This window comes from Synechocystis sp. LKSZ1 (assembly GCF_040436315.1).
In the GTDB taxonomy this organism is placed as follows: Bacteria; Cyanobacteriota; Cyanobacteriia; order Cyanobacteriales; family Microcystaceae; genus Synechocystis.
Map to the genome: position 1 here is coordinate 1577819 of NZ_AP031572.1, position 13841 is coordinate 1591659.

13 protein-coding genes are annotated in these 13841 nt (G+C 49.0%); 2 read left to right on the forward strand and 11 right to left on the reverse strand.

The window, feature by feature from the left end:
* Positions 1-16: 16 nt before the first annotated feature.
* From pstB (ABXS88_RS07485) to ABXS88_RS07505, 5 genes are all read right to left on the reverse strand, one after another.
* Positions 17-817, reverse strand: a complete 801-nt coding sequence (pstB, locus tag ABXS88_RS07485) for a phosphate ABC transporter ATP-binding protein PstB (protein ID WP_353674555.1) — start codon at positions 815-817, stop codon at positions 17-19.
* Entirely contained in the window at positions 811-1740 is a 930-nt protein-coding gene (pstA, locus tag ABXS88_RS07490) for a phosphate ABC transporter permease PstA (protein ID WP_353674556.1), read from the reverse strand. Before pstA (ABXS88_RS07490) ends, pstB (ABXS88_RS07485) begins: the two co-directional genes overlap by 7 nt.
* Positions 1741-1863: 123 nt before the next feature.
* Entirely contained in the window at positions 1864-2793 is a 930-nt protein-coding gene (gene pstC / locus ABXS88_RS07495; protein WP_353674557.1) for a phosphate ABC transporter permease subunit PstC, read from the reverse strand.
* An 80-nt stretch (positions 2794-2873) separates the two neighbouring features.
* Entirely contained in the window at positions 2874-3929 is a 1056-nt protein-coding gene (locus tag ABXS88_RS07500; protein ID WP_353674558.1) for a PstS family phosphate ABC transporter substrate-binding protein, read from the reverse strand.
* Between the two features lie 127 nt (positions 3930-4056).
* Positions 4057-5079, reverse strand: coding sequence for a PstS family phosphate ABC transporter substrate-binding protein (locus ABXS88_RS07505; RefSeq protein WP_353674559.1), 1023 nt, complete (start codon positions 5077-5079; stop codon positions 4057-4059).
* Positions 5080-5364: 285 nt separating this feature from the next.
* Between ABXS88_RS07505 and ABXS88_RS07510 the strand changes: the two genes are divergently transcribed.
* Together ABXS88_RS07510 and hemJ are read left to right on the forward strand one after the other, a co-directional pair.
* Positions 5365-6138, forward strand: a complete 774-nt coding sequence (locus ABXS88_RS07510) for an ABC transporter permease (RefSeq protein WP_353674560.1) — start codon at positions 5365-5367, stop codon at positions 6136-6138.
* 28 nt (positions 6139-6166) lie between these two features.
* Complete coding sequence (gene hemJ, locus ABXS88_RS07515) at positions 6167-6739, forward strand: protoporphyrinogen oxidase HemJ (protein WP_353674561.1); 573 nt, start codon at positions 6167-6169, stop codon at positions 6737-6739.
* A 73-nt stretch (positions 6740-6812) separates the two neighbouring features.
* Here hemJ and pstB (ABXS88_RS07520) read toward each other — a convergent pair whose 3' ends face one another.
* The 6 genes from pstB (ABXS88_RS07520) to ABXS88_RS07545 all read right to left on the reverse strand — a co-directional run bounded on the left by pstB (ABXS88_RS07520) (position 6813) and on the right by ABXS88_RS07545 (position 13705).
* Positions 6813-7619, reverse strand: a complete 807-nt coding sequence (gene pstB / locus ABXS88_RS07520) for a phosphate ABC transporter ATP-binding protein PstB (protein WP_353674562.1) — start codon at positions 7617-7619, stop codon at positions 6813-6815.
* Between the two features lie 146 nt (positions 7620-7765).
* Complete coding sequence (gene pstA / locus ABXS88_RS07525) at positions 7766-8665, reverse strand: phosphate ABC transporter permease PstA (protein ID WP_353674563.1); 900 nt, start codon at positions 8663-8665, stop codon at positions 7766-7768.
* Positions 8666-8719: 54 nt separating this feature from the next.
* Positions 8720-9685: a phosphate ABC transporter permease subunit PstC gene (gene pstC, locus ABXS88_RS07530; protein WP_353674564.1), complete on the reverse strand. Its 966-nt coding sequence runs from the start codon at positions 9683-9685 to the stop codon at positions 8720-8722.
* A gap of 85 nt (positions 9686-9770) precedes the next feature.
* On the reverse strand, positions 9771-10781 hold the full coding sequence (pstS, locus tag ABXS88_RS07535) for a phosphate ABC transporter substrate-binding protein PstS (protein ID WP_353674565.1): 1011 nt from the start codon (positions 10779-10781) through the stop codon (positions 9771-9773).
* 457 nt (positions 10782-11238) lie between these two features.
* Positions 11239-12255 carry a ketol-acid reductoisomerase gene (ilvC, locus tag ABXS88_RS07540; protein WP_353674566.1) on the reverse strand — a complete coding sequence of 339 codons (1017 nt, stop codon included), beginning with the start codon at positions 12253-12255 and terminating at the stop codon, positions 11239-11241.
* 46 nt (positions 12256-12301) lie between these two features.
* On the reverse strand, positions 12302-13705 hold the full coding sequence (locus tag ABXS88_RS07545; RefSeq protein WP_353674567.1) for a Rieske 2Fe-2S domain-containing protein: 1404 nt from the start codon (positions 13703-13705) through the stop codon (positions 12302-12304).
* Between the last annotated feature and the right edge of the window lie 136 nt (positions 13706-13841).

The window sequence follows — 13841 nt, forward strand, 5'->3', positions numbered from 1 at the left end:
GTAAAAGAAATGAAGCTTACCCAAAACGGCCAGAAACGTAGTCCCGAGTCTGCTGTTTGACTGGCTGTTCAAAGACCTGGTGAGTCGCACCAAACTCCATCATTTCCCCTAGGTACATAAAGGCGGTGTAGTCGGAGATGCGAGCGGCCTGTTGCATACTGTGGGTCACAATCAGAATCGTGACCTGTTCCCGCAGTGTCCGCATCAATTCCTCAATACTGCCGGTGGCAATGGGATCTAGGGCCGACGTGGGCTCGTCAAAGAGCACAATTTCGGGATCGGAGACGAGGGCCCGGGCAATGCAGAGACGTTGCTGTTGTCCCCCGGAAAGGTCGTAGGCTAGGCCATGGAGACGGTCTTTAACTTCATCCCACAGAGCCGCTCCCCGCAGGGCATGTTCGACTTTTTCGTCGATGATGCTGGCGGATTTAATCCCCTTGACTCGCAGGCCGTAGGCCACGTTTTCGTAAATGGATTTAGGGAAGGGATTGGGTTTCTGGAACACCATGCTAATCCGCATCCGCACTTCGATAGGATCCACCTTGCGGCTGAGAATGTTAACCCCGTCCATCATGATGCCACCTTCATAGCGGTTATTAGGATAGAGGTCATGCATGCGGTTAAAGCAACGCAGGAGGGTGGTTTTACCGCAACCAGAGGGGCCAATCAGAGCCGTTACCTGATTTTCAAAAACCTTTAAGTTAATGTGTTTAAGGGCCTGGGCCTGGCCACCGTAGTAAAAGTTCAGGTCTTGAACCTCGGCTTTGATAGCAGCCTGTTGTTTGGTGGTTTGGGATTCGGAGCGATTGTTTACCATTTGATTCCTTTACGAAAATGATAGCGGAGGTAAATAGCAAGGCCATTCATACTGAGGGTCATCACCGTTAGCACTGTCCCCGCCGCCGCTGCGTTGACCTCGAATTCAGGTTCAGGACGAGAGACCCAGTTAAACATCTGGATCGGCATCACCGTGAAGGGCGCAAAGAGCCAAGCAAAAACATTTTTGGGAAAATCCTGGAAGGGGGAATCGGGTAAGAAGGCAATAAAGGTCAAAGCCCCGATGGTGATTACCGGTGCCGTTTCACCAATCGCCCGAGACAGACCGATAATAATCCCCGTCATGATACTGCCCAGGGAGTAGGGCAAGATGTGATCCCAAATCATTTGCCATTTGCTGGCTCCCAGCGCGTAGGCAGCTTCCCGCAGGCTGGAGGGAATGGCCCGTAGGGATTCTCGGGTGGTCACAATCACGATGGGTAAAATCAGTAACGCCAGGGTCAACCCCGCGGCTAGTATGCTCTGACCAAGCTTGAATTGGTAAACAAACAGGCCTAGGGCCAAGAGACCATAGACAATGGAAGGAACCCCGGCTAGGTTGGTGACATTAATTTCAATCACATCCGCTAGCCAGTTCTTACGAGCGTACTCCTCCAGATAAATCCCCGAAGCAATGCCCACTGGCACGGAAATAATAGCCGTGACTGACATCACTAAAATCGTGCCGACCCAGGCGGAGAGAATACCAGCTTCTTCAGGATTACGACTAGGAAAGTTCAGAAAAAATTGGGGAGTGAGTCGGCCAATACCCTGGAAGAACATGCCCAACACCAGGAGCAATAAAATCAGGACAGAAACGACGATAATCCCCAGGCCAGCAATGGCAAACCCTTTATTAAGGCGTTCTCGAAATTTAACGTTGGCCTGAACAGCCATCAAGGACTCAGACTGATAATTTGTCATGATTTAGCCAACATGTAGTGAAATTTTTATGGTGGAGTGTTCTTGGTTGTTTCCTTCGTCACTCAGGCAACGAATTTTGGTGTATTACACCAAGCCCAGGACATCCTAGAACCTTCCCCGGGCCTAGTAAATCTCCCGAAAACGTCGGGATAGAAAATAGCCAATAATATTTAAAATCAAGGTCATTACTAGCAGAGATAAGCCTGCCACAAAAATGGTCTGGTACTCTAAACTCCCGTGGGGTAAATCCCCGAGACTGACCTGAACGATATAGGCGGTAATCGTTGCTGCCTCACTGAAGGGGTTAAAGGTCAAGTTGGGCTGGAGACCGGCCGCTACAGCCACGATCATTGTTTCACCCACGGCTCGTGAAGCCCCAAGAATATAGGCCGAAATGACCCCCGAAAAGGCCGCTGGAAAAACTACATTTAAGGCAGTTTGTAAACGTGTGGCCCCGGTGGCATAGGAACCTTCCCGCAGATTGAGGGGCACCGCCCGCATGGCATCCTCACTAATGGAGCTAATGGACGGAATAATCATTAGGCCCATAACCAGACCGGCGCTGAGCATATTAAAACCGGGTAAATTAGGGAAAATCACCTGCAGGGCCGGCGTCACAAACAGCAGGGCAAAGTAACCGTAAACCACGGTGGGAATCGCCGCTAAAAGCTCCAGGGCCGGTTTAACCACCTCTCTAAATTTCGGGTTAGCAAATTCGCTCAAGTAGAGGGCCACAATTGTTCCCAGGGGAACCGCTAGGGCCAGAGCCACGACACTGGTGGTCAGAGTTCCCGACAGTAGGGGCCAGATACCGTACTGGGGGTCTTGAAACAGGGGTGTCCATTCCGTTCCCGTTAAAAATTCCAGCACCGGCACTTGTTGGAAGAATTGCCAAGACTCTTCCAACAGAATGTAAACAATGCCAATGGTCGTTGCCACGGAGGAAAAAGCCGCAAGGAAAAGGACAGCGGCAATGATTCGTTCCCGCAAAACTCTAGCTTGCTTAAAGGTATAAATCTGACTCGCAGATGATGATATAGGGGTTTCAGACATAAATTTTTGTTGAGATGGGGAGAAGGCCGGAGTACTCGTCCCCGGCCTGGCGTTAGTGAGCGGTTACAACTAGGACAAGCCTAGTCCACCCCTTCTAACTTAAGTAGTTCGTTGATGGTGACTCCCACAGTATCTTTCCCGACAAACACACTACCAAACTTGTTGTTATTGAAGTGGTCTAAAGCTGTGGTGTAAGCATCAGTAGGTAAGGGGACATATTTGACGGATTTAGATAGCCGAGCGCCATTTTTTAGATAGAAGCTTACAAATTTCCTCACTTCCGGTTTTTTGGCAGATTTGTCGCTGATGTAGATGAAAAGAGGACGAGACAAGGGTTGATAAGAATTATTCATCACCGTTTGCATTGAAGGCATAACCTGCTTGCCGTTGTTCACAATGGGAACCGCTTTGACTTTGCTCTTGTTGGCATCGTAGTAAGCATAGCCGAAGTAACCCAAGGCGTTTTTGTCACGGCTGATTCCTTGCACGATGACGTTGTCATCTTCACTGGGGGTGAAGTCCGTACGGCTGGCTTTGGCCTTACCGTTGATGGCTTCAGTGAAGTAATCAAAAGTACCAGAATCCGCACCGGGGCCATAGAGCTTGAGGGGAGCATTGGGGAATTTGGGATCAATCTGATTCCAGTTGGTGATTTTACCCTTGGCATCGGGTTCCCACATTTTCTTGAGTTGCTCAGGAGTCAGATTCTTCACCCAGGTATTTTTGGGGTTCACCACTACAGTGAGAGCATCGAAGGCGACGGGCAGTTCAATGTAGCGAATGCCAGCTTTTTTGCAAGCTTCCCGTTCTTTAGCACTGATGGGACGAGAGGCGTTGGAAATATCGGTTTCACCAGCACAGAATTTTTTGAAACCACCGCCCGTCCCGGAAATACCGACGGTTACACGGGTTTTACCTTTCTCCGCTTTTTGGAACTCTTCGGCAACGGCTTCTGTGATCGGATAAACGGTACTAGAACCATCAATCTGAATAGTGGGCACACCTTGGGACTGGACGGGAAACTGGCCCAAACCGAGAGATAAGGTGGTGAAAGCTGCTGTTGTGACTAGAGCACCTTTGCGTACAGCAGTGTTACCAGCAACCTTTCTAAGGGATTCAAAGGATTGAGTTAACATAATCGTGAAATTTGAAACATTAAGACACAGGCTATCGTTGCACATCCTTCCTATTCATAGTCAATCTTTGAATTAAGTGATGGGAAAGCTTTGGTTAAGGAATTTATTGGGTCAGGAAATCTTGGCTTTAAAATTTAGCTTTCTTACGTAGTAATTCACTGATAGTCAAGCCAATTTGGGAATGGCCCTCAAAAACTGTTCCGACTTCGCCATTGTGAAACGTTACCGAAGCTAGATGATAGCCTTCTTTGGGTAAGGGAATATAGCCAACCTGGGGCACAACTTCCGGGGCCTTGGTCAGATAAAACTCCATAAAGTCCTTCAAGTTGTCATTCTTCTGAGCGGCTTCTAAGTTAGCGTAAACCAGTAACGGCCGAGAGAGGGGATTATACTGGCCCTTCTCCACGGTTTCCCTGGAGGGCAAAATTGGCCCTTTGCCACTATCAATCGCTACAGGCTTAAGCTGTTTAGCCGCTTTTTCGTAGTAGGCCAATCCGAAGTAACCAATCGCATTGGGGTCTTGTTCGACACCTTGCACCGTGATTTGATCGTCTTCAGTTTTAACGTAGTCCATGCGACTGGCCCCAGCTTTCCCGACAATGGCCTCGGTAAAGTAATCAAAGGTTCCCGAATCTGTGCCAGCGCCGAAGAGCGTGAGGGGCTTATCAGGAAAATTAGGCTGGATCTGATTCCATTTTTTAATGGTATTTTCGGCACTCGGCTGCCACATTTTTTTGAGGTCGGCCACCGTTAAACTCGTGACCCAGGTATTTTGGGGATTCACGACCAAAGTCAGCGCATCAAAGGCAACAGGTAATTCAATAAACCGAATATTATTTTTATTACAGTGGTCGATCTCGGCCTGGGTGATCGGCCGGGAGGCATCACTCACTTGGGTTTTGCCTTCACAAAACTGACGAAAGCCGCCGGTCGTTCCGGAAAATTTTACCTCTACCGCTGGGGCCTCAGGATTTTCCTTTTGGTAGGCTTCAGCCATCGCTTTGCTAATAGGATAAACAGTACTAGAACCATCAATGGTAATTGGCTCTTTAGTGGGGCCACTACAGGCGAAGAGACTCAAGCCAAGGCCAAGCAGTAGGCCGGGTTTACACCAAGCCCTTAGGCGAGAATTGACGAAGAACATAGCCATAATCGGGGGGGCTGATACAGGAGGTTTTGCTCTTCATTATTTCAATAAAGCTTGATGGGGGAGGTTAACAAAAAATTAAGCTATGTTCGGAAAGTTTTCCTGATTCCTTAATATTTCAAGAACTCTCTCTGATCATTTGCGCTCTGGTAGCCCCCTATCGCCCCAGCATTAATCAATAAAATTTGTTTTAAAAAAGGAGCAACGGCTCAGAAAAGCGTGGGGTAGAGACTCTGGCCAACTATAATATCGAGATAATACCGTTGTTGTGAATCGGGTAAACCTGCCATGAATCTACTCCGGGTATGGGTGATCGCCGCCAATGGTTTTCGAGAGGTGATCCGCGACCGCATTTTATATGTCATTGGCTTTTTTGCCATTTTGATGGCCCTGGCTCTACGCATCTTGCCAGAAATTTCCGTTGGGGCCGATGGCAAAATTTTTCTAGATCTGGGCCTAGCCGCGACCTCCCTATTGGGGGCCATTGTGGCGATTTTTGTCGGCACCGGCCTGATCAATAAGGAAATTGAAAAACGCACGGTGTTGGTACTCATCCCCAAGCCGATTAGTCGCACGGAGTTTTTGGTGGGAAAACATCTGGGACTGTCGGCGGTTTTAGCTGTCATGATTGGCGTAATGACGGTGATTTACCTGGGAATGTTGGTATGGGCCAAAATTCCCTTTTCCTTAACCAGTCTGCTAATTTCCCAGGCTTTTCTATTATTGGAATGTGCAGTACTGACCGCCGTAGCTATTCTCTTTGGGGTTTTTACCAGCTCTATTCTGGCTACCCTATTCAGTTTCGGAGTTTACTTCATGGGTCACATTAGTCGTGACTTACTGAAATTGGGGGAAATTGCCAAAAATGAAAGTATTGCCGAAATCACCCGCTCCCTGTACCTGGTTCTGCCCAATTTAGAACGCTTTAATCTCAAAAATGAAGCCGTCTATGGCATCCTACCTACGAGTATCGAGCTATGGAGTAATCTGCTCTACGGGGTATTATATATTGTGCTGTTATTGACCCTGGCGAACCTGATATTCGCTCGGCGACAATTTTAAACTTCCTTATTTTTTCATCTCCACTGCCATGGCCTACTATTGGTTTAAAGCTTTTCATATTATTGGTTTTGTTGTCTGGTTTGCAGGCCTCTTTTATTTAGTTCGCTTGTTTGTTTATCATGCTGAAGCCAAGCAGGAAGGGGAACCCGTCCAAACCATTTTGGCCAAGCAATATACCTTGATGGAAAAGCGTCTCTATAACATCATTACCACGCCCGGAATGGCCGTGACGGTCGCAATGGCCATCGGCCTAATTTCCACGGAGCCGGAGATCCTTAAGTCGGGTTGGCTCCATATCAAGTTAACCTTTGTTGCTCTCCTGCTGGTTTATCACTTTTACTGTGGTCGAGTGATGAAACAATTGGAACAGGGTACGTCTACCTGGACAGGACAACAGTTCCGGGCCTTGAATGAGGCCCCTACTCTGCTGTTAGTGGTGATTGTGCTCTTGGCTGTTTTTAAAAACAACTTGCCCCTAGACGCAACAACTTGGTTAATTGTGGCCCTGGTCGTTGCGATGGCGGCGTCGATCCAACTCTATGCCAAAAAACGTCGCCGCGATCAAGAAAGCCTGGCCCTGCAGGAAAGTTTGCCAGAATAAATAAGATGAAGATTGGTTCTGCCAAGTTTGTCCAGGAAAAACCTGACTTGGGGTTATTGGCCCACCAATCGACTTAACCAAAACGACCTGCAACGTAATCCCGAGTCTTTTCATTGCTGGGATCGGTAAAGATCTTTTCAGTGTAATCGAATTCCACCAATTGTCCAATCCGGCTTTCATCAGTATTGAAGAAGGCGGTATAGTCAGATACTCGCGACGCCTGCTGCATGTTGTGGGTCACAATGGCAATGGTTAGTTGATCCCGCAGGGTTTTGATCAGTTCTTCGACTTTAAGAGTGGAAATGGGGTCAAGGGCTGAACAGGGTTCGTCCATCAATAGCACTTTGGGTTTCACTGCCAAGGCGCGGGCGATGCAAAGTCGCTGTTGTTGTCCCCCAGATAGCCCAAGGGCAGATTTTTGTAAGCTGTCTTTGACTTCATCCCAAATGGCTGCGCCTTGCAATGCCATTTCAACAATTTCATCTAGCTCAGCGCGAGTCTTCTTTTGGAAAATTTTAACCCCATAGACAATATTGTCGTAAATACTGGCCGGGAAAGGATTGGGACGCTGGAATACCATGCCAATCTGACGACGAAGGGTATTAAGATTGACGTTCTGGGCGTAAATATCTTGACCTAAAAACTCTACCTTGCCGGTGACTTTGACGGCTCCCTCCAGTTCACCGATACGATTGAGGGATTTGAGGAAAGTTGATTTACCGCACCCCGACGGGCCAATCATGGCAGTGACTTTATATTGGGGGATGATCATGGAGACCCCTTCCAAAACTTTTTTGGTTCCATAATAAAATCCCATGCCCGTTGCTTGGATAGCCGGAATGAGGTTTTCTCCAGAAGACATGGAGTTTTCGGTGTTCATAGCAGTTTGGTTTTCCATGATAGACCCTGTGATAAGTGATAGTAATACGCTAAACGTTAGCTGATTTTAAACCGTTGGCGGGTAGTACTGTGTCGCTAGGCCAAGCCCGAGCAACACGGAAATAGAAAAATTGACATCGGTCTACCCTATTGATGTTTACGTCGTGTAAGCAAGCGAGATAATAGGCTTGTAATTAATACCAGTAGTAGCAACACCAAGGAGGCCGTCCAAGCAATTTTATTTTGCTCTGGGAAGGGAGAACTGGCATAGTTATAGATGAGTACAGGAAGCGAGGGCGTTGGTGACATCAGCCCTTCTTGCCAGAATTGGCTAAAGAGCGCAGTAAACATCAGCGGTGCCGTCTCCCCTGCCGCCCGAGCAACCGCTAGCAGAACGCCCGTGGTAATCCCCGGAATAGCGGTAGGGACAATGATTTTGAGGGTGGTTTGAAACTTGTTGCCCCCTAGGGCGGCTGACCCCAAACGGTAGGAAACAGGAACAAGCTTGAGGGCCTCTTCCGTTGTCAGAGAGATAATGGGGATCATGATGACCCCTAAGGCAAATCCGCCGGCGATCGCCGAAAATTGTTTAGTGGTGACCACCAAAACCCCGTAAGCAAATACCCCGACGATGACGGAAGGAACACTACTGAGAATCACCGTCACAAAACGGATACTATTGGCGATCGTCGAACCGGCCGCAAACTCACACAGAAAAATTCCGGTTAAAATACCGATGGGAATACTGATAATTGCTCCAATCCCCACCATGGTCAGCGTACCGACAATGGCATTAGCAAACCCATTGGGGCCTCCTTCCACACCGACCGGTGCCGGTAAAGCGATAAACACCTCTAAGGACAATCCGGAAATGCCTTGGCTAGTAATAGACCAAATGATGGCAAAAAGGGGCAATAGAGCAATACCCGTTAGCACAAAGGCCACGACCGTCATGCCAACGCTAAAAAAATTGCGATTCCAAGCAAGGGGAAGGTGGAGTTCCTTCTCTAGATTGCTATCCGGTGAATTGGGATTGAATACGGTCATAGCGAAGTTGAGGTGCCTATAAAATAAGAAAGCGAAAATGGGCTCAAAACAAAGTTATGCGCCTTGGGTTCGACGCTGGATAGTTTGCACTAACAAAATCGCGAGGCTATTGACCCCAAGGGTGATAACAAAAAGGACTAATGCCAAGTACATCAAGGCACCAATGTGCAGTTCCCCCGTTGCTTCGGCAAATTGGTTTACCATCACCGCCGGAATCGTATAGCCTGGGGCCAATAACGAAATATTGATAATGTCGGAATTTCCGATGACCATCGTGACGGCCATGGTTTCTCCCAAAGCGCGACCCAAGGCCAAGATCGTGGCCCCTACGATCCCAGAGCTAGCCGTTGGCAGTAAGGTCAGCCAAATGGTTTCCCATCGGGTTGCCCCCAAGGCCATCGAAGCACTCCGCAATTGGGGGGGAACGGCTAACAGAACATCGCGACTGATGGCGCCAATGGTGGGTAAGATCATCACAGATAAAATAAGCCCGGCCATTAACATACTGGGGCCAAAGGGCTCTGAGCTAAATAGGGGAATCCAGCCAAAAGCTTTAAAGAGGAACTGCTGCAGGGGCATTAACACCGGAATGAAAACGAAAATCCCCCATAAACCAATGATGACACTCGGAATGGAGGCAATGAGTTCCACCATGAATCCGATGGGAGTCCGAATGGATTGGGGCAGAAAATTTTCACTGGTGAGGATTGCCACCGCGAGGCCCAAAGGGACGGCAAAAATTAGTGCAATGAAGGAACTCACAATCGAGCCATAGATATAGGGAAGTCCCCCAAATTTCTCTTCTGAGACATTCCAGTCTTTGCTAAATAAAAAGCCAATCCCAAAATCATGGATAGCCAACTGGGCATCCTGAAAGACAATCCAAGCAATCCACAATAAAATAAGGGCCACTAAAAAAGCACAGCCCCAGACTAATTGCTTGAAGATGAAATCAAAAATCTTCGCGTAGCCCGTGGAAACGGTAATATCAACATCTGATACGGGAGAAGGATTCACCATAATTTGTTTAGGTATAAAAAGGGGCATTATGAAAATACCCCATAATGTTGATCTAATCGCTGAGATTGAGGTCTTCAGCCAAACCCTATTTGATTTTGTTCACTTCAGCTATTACTTTTTTGGTAACAGCCGCGGGAATTTGGGTAAATTCGAGTTGGGGATTGATGGCTTGGCCCTTGGTCATGATCCAGTTGATTAACGCCTTCATATCTTTAGCGGTTCCAGGATCTTTATAGTCTTTGTAAACCAACAACCAGGTAATCCCAACGATGGGGTAACCACTTGGGGGGTCGTTAACATCTGCCACAAAATTGGCATCAAACTTCGCATTGGCGATCGCCTTGTTGGCCTGGGCTAGGCTGGGCTCAACGTACTGTCCCGCTTTGTTTTGAACTTTAGCGGTTTGCATCGTAGGGCCTTCATTTTTACGAGCGTAGGTATCCTGAACGTAGCCGATAGCACCATCGGTTTGCTTGACGAGGGCCGCAACGCCATCATTTTTGGGGCCTTTTAGAACTTGGAAACCCCAGTTGGGTTCTTTGTTGGCCCCAACTTTGCTCTTAAAGTCAGAGCTGATGGTTGCTAGGTGGCTGGTAAAGATTTCCGTGGTACCACTACCATCTGCTCGGACAACAACGCGGATGGGCTTACTGGGAAGTTTAGGGTCAACTTGATTCCAGTTGGTGATTTGACCCATGAAAATTTTAGGAAGGACATCTCTAGAGAGCTGAACCTTTTTGCCGGCTAAGTTGTAGACGACGGCAACGGCACCACCGGCGGTGGGAACGGTGATGACCCCCCGCTTCATTTGGGATTTATCTTTGTCGGTTAAAGGCGCATCAGAGGCACCAAAGTCAACGGTTTCACCGATGAATTGGCGAATACCAGCACCACTTCCCACAGAGTTATAGTTAACGGTCGTTCCAGTTTGTGCCTTGTAGTCGGCGAAGTAGCGTTGGTACAAAGGAGCAGGGAAGCTAGCGCCTGCACCGTTGAGTGTCCCCGCATAAGCGGCCTGACCAACAGCGCCCAAAGATAGAACGGCAACCGTAGATAGGGTTACGGTTTTAGTGAAGGATGGAGAAAGTAACGCCATAGGTTTTTTGCCTGATGTAGATAACGTATGCTTAAGCAACGTTGACGTTGAAAACACCTTAATCCTTGACAATAACCTTCCCTGAATCAAGAGAGGGCCGAGAAATTAAATTGAGATTTATCTTTGATTAAGTCGTGGTTAACTTTGTTAAGAAATTGAAACGAGCCGTTGTTGTCGTTGCCTGAACTAGTCGTCTATCTCGGTGACTTTGCTGGGTTGGGATGGATTAAAAATCTTGCTATTAAAGGCATCAGGAAAGTCTTGACCTATCACAATTATAAAGTTGATGAACTATTCGTTAGGGCTCTGGGAATTACCATGGTGGCCTCAATCCAGGCTCTATGCTAAAAACATTGCTGCGACTAGGCGCGTTTGGCTCTCCGGGAAAGCGTGCCAAAATAAATTCCTCTTCCACAAGCATCAGCAGAAGAGGAATTCAGAGCCTTTAGAAATGGGTTTACTGTTCCTTGAGCCAGCTAAACATGGCCCGCAGATCCTTGCCGACTTCTTCGATCAGCTCTTCCGATTCCCGACGACGCATGGCCGTAAAGCCCGGTTTGCCCGCTTGGTTTTCCAGGACAAATTCCCGTGCAAATTGGCCAGTTTGGATTTCCTTGAGGATTTGCCGCATTTCAGCTCGGGTGTCGTCGGTGATAATGCGAGGGCCACGGGTCAGGTCTCCGTATTCGGCAGTGTTGGAAATGCTATCCCGCATCTTGGCCAGGCCGCCTTCCACAATCAAGTCCACAATCAGCTTCACTTCGTGCAGACATTCAAAATAAGCCAATTCCGGCTGATAACCGGCTTCGACGAGGGTATCAAAGCCTGCCTTGATCAGAGCCGTTAAACCGCCACAGAGGACAACTTGTTCGCCAAAGAGGTCGGTTTCTGTTTCTTCCCGGAAGGTGGTTTCTAAAATACCGGCTCGGGTACCACCAATGCCCTTGGCGTAGGCCATGGCCCGTTGCCGTGCTTGACCAGTGGCATCTTGATAGACCGCGAAGAGGGCCGGAACCCCCTGGCCCTGGGTGTAGGTACGACGGACTAAATGGCCAGGGCCTTTGGGGGCCACCATGACCACATCGACAAAACTGGGGGGGACGATCTGGCCAAAATTGATATTAAAACCGTGGGCAAAGGAGAGGACGTTGCCTTCTACTAGGTGGGGCGCAATCTCCGCTTCATAGATAGTTTTTTGAACTTCATCGGGTAATAGGATCATGACCCAGTCGGCCACGCGGGCCGCCTCGGCCACCGATAGCACCTTCAGGCCAGCCGCTTCGGCTTTAGCGGCGGATTTACTGCCGGCGTAGAGGCCAACCACCACATTAACGCCACTTTCCTTGAGATTAAGGGCATGGGCGTGGCCCTGGGAACCATAGCCAATAATGGCCACGGTCTTGCCGGCCAATAATTCTAAATTAGCGTCTTGATCATAATACATTTGAGCCATGAAACGGTCTCCTTCCTGCAACGGTTTTCTTTCTGCAAACTCTTAATTTTACCAGCAAGGCGCAGGGCTAACGGCGCTTTTTCTCGGGCTGATTGCGGGGCGGGATGGGTTTGCCTTGGTAGAAGGATTTTTCCAATTGGCCCAGGCCAAACCAGAGGCCAGCCGTTAGGGCTAGTAAACTACTTAGCCCCAGGCCCAGAAAGAGGTTGGATAAACCACTGAGTACCAGCAAGGGCAGAAGGCTCAGAACGATAGTTACAATCAACACTGCAACCTGTCGGGCCCGTTGGATAGTTTTAAGGGCCTGGCGACAACTGGCACAGTGCTGGGTGTGGGCATGGTAGCGATCCAACAATAGCTCTGTGCTCAGGGCTGGAGAGAGAGACTGGCCAGGGAAGGATTCAGCTTGATAGCGGTTCACCCATTGGCGCAATTGGGATACAAAAAGGTCGGCCTTGGTGGGTAGGTAAAAGGCCTGATTAAAACACTCACTACCGCCCTTTTGTTCTAGATACCGCTCCTGCCAATGGAGAAAAATTTGATCATCTTCTAGGACACGGTTTTGGCCCAGGTGGGAATACCAACGGGGGGTTAATTTAATCGCTAGACGGGGAAATTTAGACGGAAATTTGAAGGGAAAGCGGGCAAATAGACGGCAATAGCCCTTGCGGATCGGGGTGGCATAGACCACGGTGAGGGTACGGCCAAATTGCTTGGAGGTAAGGTCGTGCCACATTAGGTTGGGGGCGATAAAGGTCGTTTCCTGACGGCCCAGGGTGCCCCGTCTAGGCCCTTCTTCCCAAACCCCTTTAAAGCCCTGGCGGTCTGCCTGAACCACTTCTAACTCTACCGGCCCGACATTGGCCCGATTGCCCACGGTGCGGTGGTGAGTGTAGGGAATATGGCTCGAATCCAACACATTTTCCAACAAAGTCAGGGCATCGTAGGGAATATCTCGAAAGGTATTGAGGCAGACCCATTCCCCAGAATCGTCATCGAGCACATCAATGGTGGGAACCGTGGTTTTCTCCGCTCGTTCCGGATTGCCGGGAAAGATAAATAGCAATCCCTGGTGAACGCAGGTGGCCAGGGCCTTCGCACAGGCCCGTTGACTGGTGTGGGCCTGGCCTCCGTCGGCCTGTTGGGGAATAGTTTCACAGGCCCCTTCTCCCGAAAAAGCCCAGCCGTGGTAGGGACATTCCAGTAATCCCTGTTCATTCAAGCGGCCCTCCGAGAGCGGGGCCAAACGGTGGGGACATTGATCAACAAAGGCCCGCCAAGTGCTAGCGGCTTGCTCCCACCAGATCACCAAGTTCTGACCGAGCAACGTGAAGGTCGTCAGCTTTGTTTTGTCGAGATCTTCAACATAAAAAACGGGATACCAGGCCATCTGCCAGTCGAAACGGTCAGGGTCATTCCCCCCTGCTGGGAGTAGATCAGAGGATAATGGGGGCTCAAGCAGAGTGGTCATGGGGAAAAAGGGATTTCGCTAGGCTTTATTGTTAAGAATTGTAACAAGTTCAGGATTTTTTCAGGGCCAGAAAAAGTTGGCCCCAAAACCCTTTTTGGATAGGATTTGGGAGGTGACGACCCTTGAGGAAAACAAC